Annotated in this window: 20 protein-coding genes; 9 read left to right on the top strand and 11 right to left on the bottom strand. The window is 39.2% G+C overall.

Annotation, left to right across the window (positions count from 1 at the left end; all coding sequences use genetic code 11):
- The first annotated feature begins 443 nt into the window (after positions 1-443).
- Complete coding sequence (locus A9Y75_RS04645) at positions 444-2,342, top strand: EAL domain-containing protein (protein ID WP_343232355.1); 1,899 nt, start codon at positions 444-446, stop codon at positions 2,340-2,342.
- A gap of 13 nt (positions 2,343-2,355) precedes the next feature.
- Complete coding sequence (locus A9Y75_RS28245; RefSeq protein ID WP_177176107.1) at positions 2,356-2,925, top strand: hypothetical protein; 570 nt, start codon at positions 2,356-2,358, stop codon at positions 2,923-2,925.
- A 138-nt stretch (positions 2,926-3,063) separates the two neighbouring features.
- Here the strand turns inward: A9Y75_RS28245 and A9Y75_RS04635 are convergent, their stop codons facing one another.
- Both A9Y75_RS04635 and A9Y75_RS04630 read right to left on the bottom strand, forming a co-directional pair.
- Complete coding sequence (locus A9Y75_RS04635) at positions 3,064-3,585, bottom strand: SH3 domain-containing protein (RefSeq protein WP_071188368.1); 522 nt, start codon at positions 3,583-3,585, stop codon at positions 3,064-3,066.
- A 323-nt stretch (positions 3,586-3,908) separates the two neighbouring features.
- Positions 3,909-5,420, bottom strand: coding sequence for an AAA family ATPase (locus A9Y75_RS04630; protein WP_071188367.1), 1,512 nt, complete (start codon positions 5,418-5,420; stop codon positions 3,909-3,911).
- A gap of 130 nt (positions 5,421-5,550) precedes the next feature.
- Between A9Y75_RS04630 and A9Y75_RS28240 the strand changes: the two genes are divergently transcribed.
- Positions 5,551-5,715, top strand: a complete 165-nt coding sequence (locus A9Y75_RS28240) for a hypothetical protein (RefSeq protein WP_177176106.1) — start codon at positions 5,551-5,553, stop codon at positions 5,713-5,715.
- A 159-nt stretch (positions 5,716-5,874) separates the two neighbouring features.
- On the opposite strand, the gene A9Y75_RS04625 is transcribed toward A9Y75_RS28240, so the two are convergent.
- Positions 5,875-7,839 carry an AAA family ATPase gene (locus A9Y75_RS04625; RefSeq protein WP_071188366.1) on the bottom strand — a complete coding sequence of 655 codons (1,965 nt, stop codon included), beginning with the start codon at positions 7,837-7,839 and terminating at the stop codon, positions 5,875-5,877.
- Positions 7,840-8,035: 196 nt separating this feature from the next.
- Between A9Y75_RS04625 and A9Y75_RS04620 the strand changes: the two genes are divergently transcribed.
- From A9Y75_RS04620 to A9Y75_RS04600, 5 genes are all read left to right on the top strand, one after another.
- The gene (locus tag A9Y75_RS04620) at positions 8,036-8,278 is read left to right on the top strand and encodes a hypothetical protein (RefSeq protein ID WP_071188365.1); all 243 of its coding nucleotides are present in this window, start codon (positions 8,036-8,038) and stop codon (positions 8,276-8,278) included.
- A gap of 36 nt (positions 8,279-8,314) precedes the next feature.
- A complete protein-coding gene (locus A9Y75_RS04615) occupies positions 8,315-8,554 on the top strand; it encodes a glycosyl hydrolase family 31 (protein WP_071188364.1) in 240 nt (79 codons plus the stop codon).
- Positions 8,541-8,885 (top strand): type II toxin-antitoxin system PemK/MazF family toxin, encoded by a 345-nt coding sequence (locus A9Y75_RS04610; protein ID WP_071188363.1) that lies wholly within the window; start codon positions 8,541-8,543, stop codon positions 8,883-8,885. Before A9Y75_RS04615 ends, A9Y75_RS04610 begins: the two co-directional genes overlap by 14 nt.
- Positions 8,886-8,969: 84 nt before the next feature.
- A complete protein-coding gene (locus A9Y75_RS04605; RefSeq protein WP_071188362.1) occupies positions 8,970-9,197 on the top strand; it encodes a hypothetical protein in 228 nt (75 codons plus the stop codon).
- Positions 9,190-9,414: a type II toxin-antitoxin system HicA family toxin gene (locus A9Y75_RS04600; RefSeq protein WP_071188361.1), complete on the top strand. Its 225-nt coding sequence runs from the start codon at positions 9,190-9,192 to the stop codon at positions 9,412-9,414. The genes A9Y75_RS04605 and A9Y75_RS04600 overlap by 8 nt, the downstream gene beginning before the upstream one ends.
- Before the next feature lie 149 nt (positions 9,415-9,563).
- On the opposite strand, the gene A9Y75_RS04595 is transcribed toward A9Y75_RS04600, so the two are convergent.
- The 8 genes from A9Y75_RS04595 to A9Y75_RS04565 all read right to left on the bottom strand — a co-directional run bounded on the left by A9Y75_RS04595 (position 9,564) and on the right by A9Y75_RS04565 (position 13,982).
- The gene (locus A9Y75_RS04595; RefSeq protein WP_071188360.1) at positions 9,564-10,067 is read right to left on the bottom strand and encodes a YceD family protein; all 504 of its coding nucleotides are present in this window, start codon (positions 10,065-10,067) and stop codon (positions 9,564-9,566) included.
- A 79-nt stretch (positions 10,068-10,146) separates the two neighbouring features.
- Positions 10,147-10,680, bottom strand: a complete 534-nt coding sequence (locus tag A9Y75_RS04590) for a R3H domain-containing nucleic acid-binding protein (protein WP_071188359.1) — start codon at positions 10,678-10,680, stop codon at positions 10,147-10,149.
- Positions 10,681-10,682: 2 nt separating this feature from the next.
- Positions 10,683-11,834, bottom strand: a complete 1,152-nt coding sequence (gene yidC / locus A9Y75_RS04585; protein ID WP_071188358.1) for a membrane protein insertase YidC — start codon at positions 11,832-11,834, stop codon at positions 10,683-10,685.
- 226 nt (positions 11,835-12,060) lie between these two features.
- On the bottom strand, positions 12,061-12,447 hold the full coding sequence (locus A9Y75_RS04580; protein WP_071188357.1) for a PH domain-containing protein: 387 nt from the start codon (positions 12,445-12,447) through the stop codon (positions 12,061-12,063).
- Positions 12,434-12,856 carry a ribonuclease P protein component gene (rnpA, locus tag A9Y75_RS04575; protein ID WP_071188356.1) on the bottom strand — a complete coding sequence of 141 codons (423 nt, stop codon included), beginning with the start codon at positions 12,854-12,856 and terminating at the stop codon, positions 12,434-12,436. The genes A9Y75_RS04580 and rnpA overlap by 14 nt, the downstream gene beginning before the upstream one ends.
- 25 nt (positions 12,857-12,881) lie before the next feature.
- Positions 12,882-13,016: a 50S ribosomal protein L34 gene (rpmH, locus tag A9Y75_RS26155; RefSeq protein ID WP_015209090.1), complete on the bottom strand. Its 135-nt coding sequence runs from the start codon at positions 13,014-13,016 to the stop codon at positions 12,882-12,884.
- A gap of 208 nt (positions 13,017-13,224) precedes the next feature.
- Positions 13,225-13,491, bottom strand: a complete 267-nt coding sequence (locus tag A9Y75_RS04570; protein ID WP_177176105.1) for a hypothetical protein — start codon at positions 13,489-13,491, stop codon at positions 13,225-13,227.
- Positions 13,470-13,982 carry a DUF2808 domain-containing protein gene (locus A9Y75_RS04565; protein WP_071188355.1) on the bottom strand — a complete coding sequence of 171 codons (513 nt, stop codon included), beginning with the start codon at positions 13,980-13,982 and terminating at the stop codon, positions 13,470-13,472. The genes A9Y75_RS04570 and A9Y75_RS04565 overlap by 22 nt, the downstream gene beginning before the upstream one ends.
- A gap of 725 nt (positions 13,983-14,707) precedes the next feature.
- Here A9Y75_RS04565 and A9Y75_RS04560 point away from each other — a divergent pair.
- Positions 14,708-15,862, top strand: a complete 1,155-nt coding sequence (locus A9Y75_RS04560) for a Re/Si-specific NAD(P)(+) transhydrogenase subunit alpha (RefSeq protein ID WP_071188354.1) — start codon at positions 14,708-14,710, stop codon at positions 15,860-15,862.
- Positions 15,863-16,007 lie beyond the last annotated feature (145 nt).

Here is a 16,007-nt window from a genome sequence, read left to right as displayed (position 1 = left end):
TCCCTATTTATGATAGTGTTCCCTAAAAAACAACTGTTTGAGAAACTGATTGTATATGCAATCTAGCTTATCAATAAATCACCTGAAGCATCTGAACAGGGTTAAATAATCTTGTTGCATTTTATACAATAAGTTTTAATTACAAAAAACATACATATTAGTGCGTTTACAGAGTGTGATTAAACCCATCTCTGTTAGTAGATAAAAGCTGCAATTAAAACACATATTACTATGGGAAAGTCACCCACAAAGTTAACAAAAAGCGAACCTTATCAGCTTTTTGCATATCAGTTTGTTTAGACAAGTATATTCCTGGCGATTGTTTTAACTTTTAGGAATTTTAGCTTTTAGGAAACTGTACTAGGTTATCAATCAGGGTTATTCATGCAGAATCGAAAATAAATAAAAAACAAAAGCATTCTACTAGAGCAAAGACTACTATGATGATTTTAATATTTGGGGTATTCATCTGCTTGGGAATTCAATTAATTATTTTAGGCATCTTAAATTTTGTATTATCTAAATTTCGCCATCAAACATTAGAGAATTATGAAATTTCCCATAAATATGAAGAGTCTTTATTTAAAAAAATGCGATTAGAAAGTGCTGAACGCCAGCGCCTGCAAATAGAATTAGAAAAAATTTTAGCTTTACAACAAGCAACGCTAAACTCAACTACAGACGGTATTTTAATAGTAGATAATCTAGGTAAAATTTTAGCCTATAATCAAACTTTTCTGCAAATGTGGCAGATTCCCGAATTATTAATTAAGTCAGAAAGTTATAGCCAAATACTAAGATTAGCAATCAAACAACTCAAAAATCCCAGACATTATTTGACCATTTTCCGAAAAATTAGTCAAAATCCAGATACACAAATTGTTGATGCTATTTTTTTTAAAAATGGAAAAGTATTTGAACCTTATTCCCAATGGACTTATATTAGTGAAAAAAAATTTGCCACAGTTTGGAGTTTTCACAATATCACGGCTGAAAAATTAGTATTGGACAGAGTTAATTATCAAAATTTACATGATTCTTTAACTCATTTGCCAAACCGAGAATTATTCAAAAATATCCTCATCGCATCTTTAGAAAAAATCCGCAAAAATTGTAAATTAGCTGTGTGTTTTTTGGACTTAGATCGCTTTAAAAAAATCAATGAAACTTTAGGTTATGCTATTGGTGATCAACTATTACAAATGGTTTCCCAACGCTTAACTGAATGTTTGCGTGAAGGTGACATTGTTGGGCGTTGGGGAGGTGATGAGTTCACTATTTTGTTACCAGAAATAAGTGATGTCAAGGATGTAAATTTCATTCAAGATCAGATATTTGCAGCTTTTAAACAAGGATTTAAGATTGGAAATCATCACTTAAATATTAGCCTTAGTATTGGGATTGCTATCTATCCTTTGCATGGAAAAGATGCAGAAACATTGATGAAAAATGCTGATGCAGCTTTATATAGTGTGCAATTACAGGGACGCAATAATTACGGACTATATCACACAGGTATAAATCCACAAGCTTCAGAATTGTTCATGTTAGAAAATAGCTTGCATAATGCCTTAGAGCGACAAGAACTTGAAGTTTATTACCAACCGCAGATAAATAGTTCTACAGGTGAAATTACCAAAATGGAAGCTTTGTTGCGTTGGCAACATCCAGAAATAGGTTTAATTCCTCCAGCAAATTTCATCCCTATTGCTGAAGAAACTGGATTGATTTTGCCGATTTCTGAATGGGTTTTAAAAACTGCCTGTTTACAAACTAAAGCATGGCAAAATGATTTGAATTTGCCATCTCTATCAATTGCTGTCAATCTATCAACTAGACAATTCCAGCAACCAAACTTGGTTGGCATGATTAAACAGATATTATCAGAAACAAAATTAAAAACCCAATACTTGGAGCTAGAACTTACGGAAACTGCTGCTATGCAAGACGTTGAATTAACTAAAAAAATTTTAAGTGAATTAGGTGATATAGGAATTACTATTTCAATAGATGACTTTGGTACAGGATATTCTTCCTTAAGTTATTTAAAAGATTTTCCCATTCATGCATTAAAAATTGATCGGTCTTTTGTCCGCAATCTAGCAAATAGCAATAGCGATACAGCAATTATAACAGCGATAATTGCATTGGCTAATGAACTGAATTTAGCAGTGGTTGCCGAAGGAGTAGAAACTGAAGAACAATTTGATTTATTACGAATTCTAGACTGTGAAGTTATGCAAGGGTATCTGTTTAGTTATCCCTTATCAGCAGAGGATGCCACAATCATGCTGAAAGAATATCAACCAAAAAGAGTTAGGAACTCCTTTTTAGTTGTATAGAATTATCTTCAGGTTGATCAGGAAAATTTTAAGAATTCAGGAGTCAGGAGTCAGGAGTCAGGAGTCAGGAGTCAGGAGTCAGGAGTCAGGAGTCAGGAGTCAGGAGTCAGGAGTCAGGAGTCAGGAGTCAGGAGTCAGGAGTCAGGAGTCAGGAGTCAGGAGTCAGGAGTCAGGAGTCAGGAGTCAGGAGTCAGGAGTCAGGAGTCAGGAGTCAGGAGTCAGGAGTCAGGAGTCAGGAGTCAGGAGTCAGGAGTCAGGAGTCAGGAGTCAGGAGTCAGGAGTCAGGAGTCAGGAGTCAGGAGTCAGGAGTCAGGAGTCAGGAGTCAGGAGTCAGGAGTCAGGAGTCAGGAGTCAGGAGTCAGGAGTCAGGAGTCAGGAGTCAGGAGTCAGGAGTCAGGAGTCAGGAGTCAGGAGTCAGGAGTCAGGAGTCAGGAGTCAGGAGTCAGGAGTCAGGAGTCAGGAGTCAGGAGTCAGGAGTCAGGAGTCAGGAGTCAGGAGTCAGGAGTCAGGAGTCAGGAGTCAGGAGTCAGGAGTCAGGAGTCAGGAGTCAGGAGTCAGGAGTAAAACTGGCGAATGTGTCTAGGTTTCAATTTTGAGTACCTCATTGATCTGCAATCTGCTGTATCTAATATTAAGTCCGGCTAATTGCTGATCAAAAAAAACTCTCCGCGTCGGAGTGTCAGTCCTAATGATAAGTATTCAACCGGAATTGTCAATGTTATTATTGTGGGTTCTCTGGTTGTTCTGTTGTGTCTGGTTCTTCTTCAGATCGTTTAGTGTTGGCTGCTTTTACCCAACCTTCTTGACCACTATCTTCAACGCGAATTTTTTGCCAAACTTTATCTGCACTTTCTTCTAAAACAATGATTTTTTGATTAAACCCAACACCACCATTACGTTCAGCATCTTGTTTCGGTTCGGTTCGCAAACGTAAACCTTGAGACCAAGTGACAATTCCTCGGTAAGCCCCTGGTGGTAATGAATCAGGTGATTCTGTGGGGGTAGGAGTAGGACTGGGAGTAGCTTCTGTCTTAGGTGTAGGCTTAGGAGTGGATGTGGTTTTTACCGGAGTTGGTTTTGGTTTGTCAGGTTTGGGTTTGGGATTATCGTTAGCAAATTTAGGTCTTTCCGGGGGTATAGAGTTGCGATTGACAAAATAGAGCGCTACTGTCAGTCCACTACCTAATAAGACTGCGATCGCTAGGACAAAACCAAGTATAAATTTAAGTAAGCCAGAAAGCATAGTTATAACCTCTAGTCATTTATCAGTTAACAGTTAACAGTTATCAGTTGTCACCTGTTCCCTGTTGCCTTTTTTAATCAATAGTCCATATTAATTCATGATTAATTAATTCATGATTAACTACGAACTATTGATTAAGTAAGATTGACTAAATTATTATGGGTGCGGCAGGGCAAAAATCACTATCCACTTAAAAAAGGTTTACTCATCTCATTAAACAAGCGTTCTTCCCTGCTGCATAGCTGTCTTCAGCCTCCCGCCAGACTACCTCCTTGTATGATGGCATTTGGCATTGAATACGTCTACTGATGGCGCTGAAGATGTTAGCGTCTCGAAGAGAAGGTGTCATTCAAAGGATTATACTTGGAAGCGAGTCGCGCTCTCCCCGCAGCCGCCCATTCTTGCAGTTTTTGAATTTGCTCCACCGCAGTTTTCGCCAAAGGGATAATTTGACTAGCAGATTCTAAAACATCATCGGTGGTGAAGTCACGATTTTGGCTAAATCCGATATGCATCGCTTCAATTAAGGTTTGCTCAATCTCTGCGCCTGAAAAATCAGGGGTTTCGTAGGCTAACCTATCAATGTCATAGCTTTTCAAGTTATGAGGACGCAATCGGGACAAATGGACGTTAAAAATGGCTTTTCTCTCTTCTTGGCTGGGTAAACCGACAAAGAAAATTTCATCAAATCGCCCTTTCCGCAACATTTCTGGGGGTAAGGCTTGAATATCGTTAGCGGTACAGACGACAAACACGGGGGATTTTTTTTCTGCTAACCAGGTGATAAAAGTACCAAATACCCGGCTAGTTGTTCCTGCGTCACCTTTACTACCTAAACCAGAAAAGGCTTTGTCAATTTCATCAATCCACAAAATACAAGGTGCAAGGGCTTCAGCTACCTGAATCATTTGGCGAGTGCGGGATTCTGATTCACCAACTAAACCACCAAATAACCGCCCTACATCCAAGCGTAACAGAGGTAAATGCCAATTATGTGCGATCGCTTTGGCTGTTAATGATTTACCTGTTCCTTGAATCCCCACCAACATTAAACCACGGGGGTGCGGTAATCCGTACTGTCGAGCTTTTTCTGTGAATGAACCACCCCGACGAATCAGCCAATCTTTAAGGTTATCAAGTCCTCCTATATCAGAAATCTGCTCAGTGGCTGGGTAAAAGTCCAGGATTTGGGTTTGGCGGATAGTTTGGCGTTTTTCCTCCAAAACTAAATCAACGTCCTCTGGTTGTAATTGTCCGTGGGATGCTACAGCCCTGGCTAAAACTCGGCGTATCCGTTCCATAGATAATCCTTGACAAGAACGCACCAAGTCATCGAGAAATTTACCAGATGGAGAGTTACCAGTAGCTTGTAATAATCGTTCTACCTCGGCTTTAATTTCCGGTGCTGCGGGTAAGGGAAACTCAACCACCGTCAACACTTCCGTTAAATCGTCAGGAATAGCGATACGTGGCGATAATAAAACAATATTTTTCGGTTGGGATTTCAGGAGTCGGGCTAAGTTGCGGAGTTTGCGAGAAATGGCGACATCATCTAAAAAGCGGTGATAATCCCGGAGAATCAACACTGCTGGGGCGGAAGCTGGTAATTTTTCGATAAATTCTAAAGCTTGTAAGGGGTTGCGTTTTCCAAAGCCGACATCATTGGGGTTTCCTTGATAACCATCGACAAAATCCCAGGTATATACGGGGCGATTTCCTTGGTTTGTGGCTTCTTCGCGGATAGCGGCTTCTACCCGTTCTTCTTCGTAGGTGGGGATATAAATTAGCGGGTAGCGGGCGCGGAGGAGGAGTTTAAATTCGTCTCGGAAGTTCATGATCTAGGTTTTTGGTGGTTTTTGTTATTTTCCTATTTTTAAGGTAATGAACCACAGAGGAAGAGGGGGTTGATGATTTGCGTTGAAATCATGTCAACATAGAATGCAGAACTAGAATTATTGAGTGTTTATGACTGCTCAAGTTGCGATCGCTACAACATTAACTTTAGCTACTGGCTTGACTTCAGATATGAAAGAGGTTAAAAGTGACATCCGGCAAATAAAGTCAGATATCAGAAATTTAGAATCGAGTATAGATGAAATTTTGCGTTTATTGCGTAGTCAACAAAATTAGATTCACCTGGGAATTAATTCCCAGTCTCATAGCGGAAGTCCGTTAAAACGGACTCAATAATTCAGCTTAATAATTCAATATTTTCTCAGTCGTCTAAAGACGACTTTTGCTATTAGCCTGAGATTTCAATCTCAGGCGGATATGGGCGATAGTCGATAATTATGGTTGTCGGTGCGATCGCTCTTCATAATTAAGCATATTTGCAATTTCGTTAGCAAGTCCAGACAAAGAATCAGGTTTGTTCTCAACTAGCCACTTTGTAAGTTGGTAGGGATGTTTAGGTTTTCTAAACTTAATATTTCTTTGAGAAAAATTTGAGAAAAGTTGTTTAAGAATATTAGACGCATGAACTTTATATAACCATTCTTCTTCTGAAAGTCCTTCTTCTTGCTTTTTCTTCTCTAGCCATTCCTCAACATCAACTTTAGTAATATCTGTTGATAGTGGTTCTCGTCGAGCTTGATTTTCTTCATTAAAGACTGCTGCTATTGCTTCTGGATCAAGTAGATAATTTTCATACATTCGCCGTGACAAAAATTCAACAGGTTTTTCACTTCTCTCTTGCCAGATTTTTTTCTCTTCTTCTGATTTCCCCTCAGAATCAAATAAGAAGCCAATTGCAGGAGAAAATAAGTTGCTTCCTTCACTCAATTTTTTATAAATATCAAATACAAGATTAGCCTTTGTCCCTTCAAAGTCACCAGTTTGCTGAACTGCAAGAATTTTAATACCTCTCAACTGCTTATCTAATATTTTGTCAAGGATGATTGGAAAACATTCTTCCTCAGTTTCTCCTTCAACCCAAAGAATACTATCAGCACCAAAAACGTCAGATAATCTAATTCCTAGTTCATCTAAAATCTCTTTTTGCAACTCTATATCTTTTGCATCTATAACTGATGCAGTTGTTTCACAATTTTTATATTTCAGCTTGATAATATTAGAAGGATCTGCCGTTGTGATAATGTCTGGTGAATGAGTAGTAATAAAATATTGATGCTGCGGAAATTGTTTAATAGTCTCTATCAGCTTTTTAGCCGCACCTGGATGTAAAAATGATTGTGGTTCATCAATAATTAATGTTCTAGGTTCTTCTGAAGAAACTAAAATATATACAATTGCTAATACTTGACCAACTCCACTTCCACATGAAGAGAGAGGAAAGGATAAATCATCTCTATTAAGTTCTTCGGTCATCCAAACCTTAATTTCAACTTCTGAATTATCTCCCATTACTACAGAAATATACTTGATTTCATCTAAAATACTTGAAACAAATTTATTAAATTGTGCAAAACTTCCTGGTTTTTTACCCTGCAATATAAATAATACTTCAGCCAGATTAGAAGCATCTGATTTTAGTTGTTCATTATTTTCAAATTTGCAACTACCAATATTGAGGCGTTCAGCTTTAAACCTATAAATACGGCTTACAAAAATGTCAAATAATTTCTTGCCTATGCTGTCCTCAACTGTTCCTTTATAATTAGAAAATTCTCCTCCTAATCTATCATCATCATCATCATATTCAATAGTTTCAAGTTTCAATTTTCCATTATCATCATAATTAAGTTTGTAAAATGTTCCGCTATCAAAATTAAAAGTTGTTTCATAAGAATCAAAATTAAGTAATTTAATGAGACTTGTTGTCTCTAATTGTTTAGAGCTATTTAGAGTTAAATGTAATTTACAAGTATCTGAGTTTTTTAGAAAATCTTGAAATTTTTTAAATGCTTCCTTTGTTTTGTCATTAAAAAATTCTACTTCCGTTAATGGTTCTCCTGGCGAAGTTGCACAATGATATTCATAATCATCATAGTCTAGTTGAGGAAGACCAATATGAGTATTAGAATAAATCTCCTTAATAAAATTTTGCAATTCCTCTTTTTCTATACATAAAGTAATTTCTATTCTTGACTTTTCTTCTATCCTAGAACTCTTATTTGGCAAAGTTTTTAAACTTCTATGCGGTTGATTTTCAAAATCCAGAGTCAGCACCTCAAGTAAAGATGTTTTACCAGCATTATTTTTTCCAACAATAATATTGACACCTGGTGTAAATTCCATTACCCCAGAGTCGAAATAAGACTTATAATTATATACTCGCAGCTTATTGATATACATCTTGTGTCATTTATTTACTCAGTTAATTATATTATTGGCGATTTCACCTAATTTGCCAAGTAAAATTAAATAAAGTCAGTATAGTAGTGCGTTAGACACTTGACAGATGTTAATGACGAATAGAGTTAACCTAGCTTACCGTAGATATCGCTGATATCAAAAATGCTAAAATACAGAAAATAGGGAGATAAAAATTATGTCAACTAAGGAATTACTTATACAAGAAATTAGCTCAATGTCAGAAACAGAGCTTATAGAAACGCTTAATATTATCCAATCAATAAAAAACAAACAGTCTACCAAATTCTCAAAACCTCAACCACCTCATCGTCAAGGATCAGGTAAATCAATTCTACGTCATGCTGGAAAGTGGGTTGGTGATGATCTTAAAGAATGTTTGGCTATAATAAAATCTTCCCGTGGTTTGGCTGAATTTTAATGGTGCTAAAATACAGAAAAACAAGGAGCTAACACAATGACATCAGGACATTTAGCAATTGTTAAAGATGGGAAAATAGAATTACTCGATCCCGTATCTATCCCAGAAGGAACAAAAGTATTTATTATTCCTATTGTTTTAGAACCCGATACAGAAGAAAGAGAAAATTGGGAAATTTTTTCTTTAAATAACTTAAATCAATGTTATGCAGACAATGAACCAGAATATACTCTAGAATCAATAAAAGAATATAACCCTAATTATGAAAGAAGGTAATATTATATTAACTCCTATTCCGCAAGCAAATGGAGAAATAAAAAACCGTCCTGCGCTGATTTTGAAAGAAATGCCAAAATATCAAGACTTTTTGGTCTGTGGAATTAGTAGCCAATTAAAACAATATATTTCTAATTTTGATGAAATAGTTTCACCTAATGATGATGATTTTCAATCCAGTGGGTTAGTTAGTCAATCTGTGATTAGATTAAGTTTTTTAACTGTCATCACTCGTAACAATATAATTGGCTCAATTGGCTCAATTTCAACAGAAAGGCATCAAAGATTATTACATAATCTGAGTCAATATTTAGTTAGAACAAGAGAATAATAAGTATAAAAAGCAAATGATTGGTGCAGAAATAAGGAGCGATGCGACTCAATGTAAAATAATGAAAGAAGGAGCTATAAAACTATGAAACAAGTTAAACAACTAACCTGCATTATTGAACGTGAAGGCAATGGCTATGTATCTCTTTGCCCACAGATAGATATTGCCAGTCAAGGGGACTCAGTAGAAGAGGCAAAAAATAATTTGATTGAAGCGATTGAATTATTCTTTGAAACAGCAAGTCCAAATGAGGTTTTAGCCAAGATTTACTCAGAAATTTATGTAACGCAGATTGAGGTAGCAATTGGGTAAACTACGAGTTCTTTCTGCAAAAGAAGTTTGTCAAATCCTAACTGAGCATGGTTTCGCACAAGTCAGACAGCGAGGTAGTCATATAATTATGCAAAAGGAAATTGATGATTCCACAATTACAGTTCCTGTTCCTAACTACTCAGAAATTAAGATTGGCACACTTCAATCCATTATCAGACAGTCTGGTTTACCTCGTTCTCTGTTTGAAACTAACTAGCCATTAGAAGGTGATGATCTTAAAGAAAGGAATATTTAGCAATAGTACAATAAAAGAATATAAAAAAAAGCGAATACAGTAGGTAGAAATGAGGATTCATACAGCATTTCTAACCCTTTTTCGCCTCGCAAGTTTCTATCAAATTACAATTATTCTGGAAGTTGCTTTTTCAAGCTTTGTAAAGAAGCCCAACGACTATCAATAATCTCCTCAGAACTAGCAACAGTATCCAAAATACCTGGACATTTGCGATCGCACAACTGACGATGAGGAATTGCTAAACACATCTGCTCATACAGCCATTCTGTGGGATAAAAATGACCATCAGGTGATAAAGTTTCCACTAAATCTTCTACAGCCACTTCCATCTCTAAAGGTAACTGTTCCGCTTGATTAGCATTTTCCTCTAACCAAATTATTTCTTTAGTATTAACAGCCAAACGTTGATTATATTGCTGCAAGCAGCGGTTACAGGTACAAGTAATAATTGCTTCTGCCTGACCGGAAACTTCTAAGTAAGTACCTAGATGTTGCACACGGATAGTGCCACGCACCGGGGTTAAAGTTTCCAAACCAGGCAGAGACTCATTAACTTGAATTTCCTCTGTTCGCTCCGGGGCTTTAGTTAGCTGCGGAATAAAAATAGCGTCCATAGGACTTGTGAGACATCCTCACGAAAAAGTAGGGTTGATGATCAGCAATTGTGCTGATACTACATCTCTGATTTTAGCTCTAATAGCCCGGATCTGTTGGTGATTCCGTCGCCGGACGAACTACCAACAGCCGATGAGGTTCTTTACCCCGACTAAAGGTTTCTAAATCAGGAAAATCCTGGAAAAACGTGTGTATTTGTCGCCGTTCAGCCGAACTAAGCGATTTAATTTCCACCTCTTTACCAGTTAAGCGCACCTCTTGGGCAGCCACTTCTGCTAAGGTGCGAATTTCCGCTTCTCGTCTGACACGATAGCCATTCAACTCAATGGTATAAGATGCCTGCTGCTCCTCTGGTTGGTTCAAGTTAAGAACCGAATTGGCTAAATACTGAATCGCATCTAGCACAGAACCATCAGCACCAATTAAAATCCTGATTTGTTCTGACATCAAGCTGGTTTGATCAATCGTCAACCAATAGCTATCAGATTGGGGAGACTCTGCGTCTAACAACGGAGCAGTTTCTAAATTACACTTGACTTCAGTAGATATATTAGTGAAATGCAGCAGTGTTTTTAACCACTGCTCACCCCGCTGCATGGGAATATTAGTCATGATCAGCCTGTAGCTTTTTTCTTAGAACTTTTTGGTTCAAACGGCAATTTCTTTGGTTCGGCGCTGGCTGCTTCTTTTTCTTTCTCTTGTATTTCCACCAGCTTTTGTAATTCTTCTGGTAGCGGTTCGCGGGAAAGAATGTAAGTTTGCAGAGTTTGGAAAACGTTACCAATCACCATATACATCAGCACACCAGCTGGCAGGGGGAAGAACAAAAACATCCCAGAAAAAATAACTGGTGTGATTTTATTTACTGTATCCTGTTGTGGGTTGCCACCGCTGGAATTCTGCCCAGAAAGCAATTGGCTAACGTAAAGACTGATACCAAAGAAGACAATCATCGCCACAATATCCCAGTGGATTGTGCCATCTGGATCTTGTGCGCCTACCCTACCTAAAGCATCAATAAACAGAAATCCTTTATCAGCTGCCAGTCCAGGGATAGAGCCTTGAATTGTCACATCTCCCGGCTGTAAGGCTTCTACATTACCTTCTGCATCAATTTTAACTCGATCTTCCCCTTTCATGATTTTCCATTCAGGGGTCAACTTAGTTTCTGGATGTTCTGCTAAGAGCAAATCAAATGGTTTGCCCTCCATTGTCTGATATTGAATCTTAGTCTTTTCTCCTACCACCAACTTGTTGCCACCAGGTAAAATCGCTGTGATTTTTGTGTGTTCCCCATCGGCAATGTAGATGTTTTGTGGGGCTGTGGCAAAGGCTTGGGGTTGAATACGTTCAATTTGTTCAGCGGGAAAGACTTCTAGGTTAACTGAATAGTTAACACCAGAAAAAGGCGAACCCCGTAAAGTCGCAAACAGTGCTAGTAATACTGGCATCTGTAGCAGCAGAGGCAAACATCCTGCTAATGGGTTACCAAATTCTTTTTGGACATTAACCATTTCCTCCTGCTGCTTTTGCGGATCATCCTTATAGCGCTCTTTGACTTCTGCTATCCGCTTTTGCATGACAGGCTGGACAACCCGCATTCGTCGCATACTGCGAATGGAGCCAGCACTCAGGGGATAGAGCGCAAAGCGGATTATCAATGTTAAGGCAACGATCGCCAATCCATAGCTGGGGAAAAAACCATAGAAAAAGTCTATGATTGGCAGCATCACGTTGTTCGAGAGAAACCCGATACCAAAATCCATTATTCTGAATTCAACCTGAGGTACTGTAAACTGAACTGAATCTAATTTATCTAAATCGTGATTTGGGCGCGACTATCACAAGCTACGGATAGCCGCACATGATTTGAAAAAAAGAATGCTAAATGAGCGTAATGAGTGCTGACTCAGTAAATAGTGAAAGAGTAAAAAAGCCGCAGATGAGAAAGCTTTTAACTCAGGACTCATCACTGGAAAATCAGAACTTTTACTAATTGGCACTGCTATATTCGGGGTTTTTAGCAGCGATTCTTTCGTTAATGTAGTCATAGACTTCCAGAAACTTGGGAACAGCCCGCATTTCCAACCGAGTTCCATTTTTGAGGGTAAGTACCATATCTCCCCACAGGCCAACGCCACGAGGGACTTTCACGACTTTGACAATTTCTGAATAAATTACGTCAGTGCGATCGCCTCCCATCCAACCACCAATCACAGAAATTCGCCGGTCGGTGATGCGGAAGCGCAGCCACAATGCCCTCACAATAGCCCCAATCGTTAATGGTATACCAATGATGGTTAGCCCTATGACTAGGTTTTGAATTAAATCCCCTATATGGGGACCACCTTCATAATAAATTTCTTCACGAATGCCCATCGAAGACCTCAGCTTTTGCCAACAACTGCTCTAATTCTTGCAGAAATTGTTGGCTTACGCACTCAGATTCTGCTGTTGTTGGCTTAACAATTAGCACTAACCGCCATCCTGGGGATATTTGAGGCAACAATTTATACAAAGCTGCTGTAATTTGCCGTTTAATTCGGTTGCGAATTACTGCTCGTTTACTAACTTTGGTGCTGATGGAAATTCCAATTTGCGTGCTGGCTAAACTTTCACAGCCATTTGGTTGTGGATTGTTAGGGGCAGTATCCAAAGAAGGTTCTCTTGAACGCGACGGACTTAAGGCTCTCAAAGTAAAATGAGAACTATGTCGCCGAATTCCTTCTCGGAAAACTGCCTGGAAATCCTTGCGGGATTTTAATCTATGTGCTTTGGGTAAAGGCACAGCTGCTGTATTTGCTAGATTTACCCTAAACGCTCAGACGATGACGACCTTTTCTTCTTCTAGCGCTGATCACGTTTCTGCCATCTGGTGTCCGCATTCTGGCGCGAAATCCAGAGGTTCTTTTTCTCTTACGGCAAGTGCCGCCTAGCGTTCTTTGCATACCCTTCTCCTCTTAGACGATTTTTATAAAAAGTCACAATCTGCAATATTACCACTTTACAGGCAATAGAAACATATTTCTGGATGGAGTTGTCATATAGCAGGAGTCAGGAGTCAGGAGTCAGGAGTCAGGAGTCAGGAGTAAAACCCTCTTGTAGTGGGAGTTTCATTATCAATTGATGTCCTAACCACCCTGTCCACGGCTATATTTAAAGCCAGAGGCTTGTATTTCCCTGTTCCCTGTTCCCTGTTCCCTGTTCCCTGTTCCCTGTTCCCTGTTCCCTGTTCCCTGTTCCCTGTTCCCTGTTCCCTGTTCCCTGTTCCCTGTTCCCTGTTCCCTGTTCCCTGTTCCCTGTTCCCTGTTCCCTGTTCCCTGTTCCCTGTTCCCTGTTCCCTGTTCCCTGTTCCCTGTTCCCTGTTCCCTGTTCCCTGTTCCCTGTTCCCTGTTCCCTTCTTAAGAAATACTGATAATCCACGAGCCGAGGTAACGCAGTAATGGCACCTCACCTGGGGAAAGAACTTGACAGTTGAAATAGTAAATTCCCCCAAAGGCTGGATTTTGGACGTTGGATAAGACTAACTCAACAGCACTACCGGCTGGGACTGGTTCTTCGGGAAATATCTCCAACACCCGGCCTTCCTTGTCCCATTTCACTTCTGACAGGGGAACCTTTTTACCTTTGACTCTGACTTCAACCTTTTTGGGATCAAAAGTTCCTTTGTAATAATTAGGATAGGTAATGGCAAATTGAGCCACTGCCAATTTCATTTTTTTTGCTGGAAGTCTTAATATATATCTATCCCAGCTATTGGTTTGTCCGCCAAAATCTAACCGATACGGCAGTTGATTTTCGCTTTTGACACCGCTAAACAGTGTTAAACCAGGTAGGCTCTGCGCCCAAGTCGTAGCCGAAAAACTAGTCAACAAACAGCTAGTTACGGCTAAGGCAGAAAATACACGTCTCATAGTTGGACTTCCTTTAGTGGATAGTAGATTTATCAGCTTACGTAACAAAGAGTTTAGTATTTGTAAACAAACTTTACTACTGTATGAGTGAAAATAGACGTTAAATGGCCGCCAAAAGTGCCGAAACAACAGGATTTAAATTTATTTTTTCCCAGTAATGTTAAATTATGCCTTTAGCGATGACTAGGGACAGGGGGCAGGGTGCTTTCTTGCAGGGTGAAAGAGATTGAACTGATATTTATCGGCACAAACACGAGAATTACAACTAATGTGCCGGATATGATCTAAATTGTCAGTGTTTGTGGACTTTGTAAAGTTTTCAACTACAGGAAAGCCAGTCTCAATCATTAAGAATTAATTGAAAAAATATCAATTTGGCAAAATTTGATGAATACTGCAAGATGCCAGAAACGAATCCCAAGAAATTATCAATCCCAAAAATAATCTGAAGACATAGATATAACATCAGGAAATCACCATAAGATGTGCAGTAAGTAAAATAGTTTGTGTGTAAATATCTGGAATTGTGACTTATGTAAGCGGCAGAGTAAAACTTTGCTTGGAAAAAATAAGAGTGAGAAAGACAAAGTTCAAGGTTAAATCCACCAGAAAAACTCAGGGCTGAGATTACTCACCTATGCTCTTCTATAAGTGCGGTGAATCCTTCATCAACAGAGAAATTCCATAGTTAGTAGATATTTAGGTATTTATCTTCAGGAGATTGCATGAAAATAGCAGTTGCTAAAGAAATTGAAGTTTGTGAACGTCGTGTAGCCTTAATTCCCGACACCGTAGCCAAATTAGTCAAACAAGGCTTAGAAGTTTTTGTAGAAACAGGTGCGGGAGAAAAAGCATTTTTCAGTGATGCTGATTATGAAGCAGCAGGAGCCAAAATTATCAGCGATTCTGCTCAATTATGGAGTGAAGCAGATATTTTACTCAAAGTTAGTCCTCCTCAAGAAAGAGAAGATGGACGTTCAGAAATTGATTTACTCAAATCCGGATCTGTATTAATTAGCTTCCTTAATCCCCTAGGAAATCCCGTAGTCGCTCAACAATTGGCAAATCGGCAAATTACAGCTTTGAGTATGGAATTAATCCCCCGTACCACCAGGGCGCAAAGCATGGATGCTTTATCCTCCCAAGCTTCACTGGCAGGCTATAAAGCCGTATTGATTGCGGCGGCGGCATTACCGAAATATTTCCCGATGTTAACCACCGCTGCGGGGACAATTGCTCCCGCCAAAGTATTTATTATGGGAGCAGGTGTGGCAGGATTGCAAGCGATCGCTACAGCCAGAAGATTAGGTGCAGTAGTAGAAGCCTTTGATATTCGCCCAGCCGTTAAAGAAGAAGTGCAAAGCTTAGGGGCGAAATTCGTCGAAGTCAAACTCGAAGAAGAAACCGTAGCAGCCGGTGGTTACGCCAAAGAAATCTCAGAAGACAGTAAAAAGCGTACCCAAGAACTAGTAGCCAGCCACGTCAAAAACTCCGATATCGTCATTACCACAGCCCAAGTACCAGGAAGACAAGCCCCCAGACTGGTGACAGAAGAAATGGTAGCGCAAATGAAACCCGGTTCAGTCATAGTGGATTTAGCCGCAGAACAAGGTGGAAACTGCGCTTGTACAGAAGCAGGTAAAGATATTGTTTGGAACGGCGTAACTATTATCGGACCAATTAATTTACCCTCATCCATGCCAGTACACGCCAGCCAACTGTATGCAAAAAACGTCACCTCATTAATGCAACTGTTGATTAAAGACAAAGCCTTAGAAATCAACTTTGGTGACGATATCGTTGACGCTGCTTGTGTGACTCATGGTGGAGAAATTAGAAACCAACGAGTAAAAGACGCTTTGCAAGCGGTAGCAGTTTAATGAAAAACCTAACCCCCCTACCCCCCTTCCCTACAAGGGAATGGGGATTTTAAAGCCTCTCCAGTATTAAAAGTTATTCCTTTTCCCTCTCCTTGTAGGAGAGGGTTAGGGAGAGGTAGGAGAGAGGTTTGGAGAGAGGTTTTTT

The organism is Trichormus sp. NMC-1 (assembly GCF_001858025.1).
GTDB lineage: Bacteria > Cyanobacteriota > Cyanobacteriia > Cyanobacteriales > Nostocaceae > Anabaena.
The sequence above is the reverse complement of the archived record's forward strand: the minus strand, read 5'-3'. Positions and strand labels throughout refer to the sequence as shown.

Coding starts and splice junctions, on each gene's coding strand:
- A9Y75_RS04645 (WP_343232355.1), top strand. CDS start 444: ATGATTTTAATATTTGGGGTATTCATCTGCTTGGGAATTCAATTAATT.
- A9Y75_RS04635 (WP_071188368.1), bottom strand. CDS start 3,585: ATGCTTTCTGGCTTACTTAAATTTATACTTGGTTTTGTCCTAGCGATC.
- A9Y75_RS04630 (WP_071188367.1), bottom strand. CDS start 5,420: ATGAACTTCCGAGACGAATTTAAACTCCTCCTCCGCGCCCGCTACCCG.
- A9Y75_RS28240 (WP_177176106.1), top strand. CDS start 5,551: ATGACTGCTCAAGTTGCGATCGCTACAACATTAACTTTAGCTACTGGC.
- A9Y75_RS04625 (WP_071188366.1), bottom strand. CDS start 7,839: ATGTATATCAATAAGCTGCGAGTATATAATTATAAGTCTTATTTCGAC.
- A9Y75_RS04620 (WP_071188365.1), top strand. CDS start 8,036: ATGTCAACTAAGGAATTACTTATACAAGAAATTAGCTCAATGTCAGAA.
- A9Y75_RS04615 (WP_071188364.1), top strand. CDS start 8,315: ATGACATCAGGACATTTAGCAATTGTTAAAGATGGGAAAATAGAATTA.
- A9Y75_RS04610 (WP_071188363.1), top strand. CDS start 8,541: ATGAAAGAAGGTAATATTATATTAACTCCTATTCCGCAAGCAAATGGA.
- A9Y75_RS04605 (WP_071188362.1), top strand. CDS start 8,970: ATGAAACAAGTTAAACAACTAACCTGCATTATTGAACGTGAAGGCAAT.
- A9Y75_RS04595 (WP_071188360.1), bottom strand. CDS start 10,067: ATGGACGCTATTTTTATTCCGCAGCTAACTAAAGCCCCGGAGCGAACA.
- A9Y75_RS04590 (WP_071188359.1), bottom strand. CDS start 10,680: ATGACTAATATTCCCATGCAGCGGGGTGAGCAGTGGTTAAAAACACTG.
- yidC (WP_071188358.1), bottom strand. CDS start 11,834: ATGGATTTTGGTATCGGGTTTCTCTCGAACAACGTGATGCTGCCAATC.
- A9Y75_RS04580 (WP_071188357.1), bottom strand. CDS start 12,447: ATGGGCATTCGTGAAGAAATTTATTATGAAGGTGGTCCCCATATAGGG.
- rpmH (WP_015209090.1), bottom strand. CDS start 13,016: ATGCAAAGAACGCTAGGCGGCACTTGCCGTAAGAGAAAAAGAACCTCT.
- A9Y75_RS04565 (WP_071188355.1), bottom strand. CDS start 13,982: ATGAGACGTGTATTTTCTGCCTTAGCCGTAACTAGCTGTTTGTTGACT.
- A9Y75_RS04560 (WP_071188354.1), top strand. CDS start 14,708: ATGAAAATAGCAGTTGCTAAAGAAATTGAAGTTTGTGAACGTCGTGTA.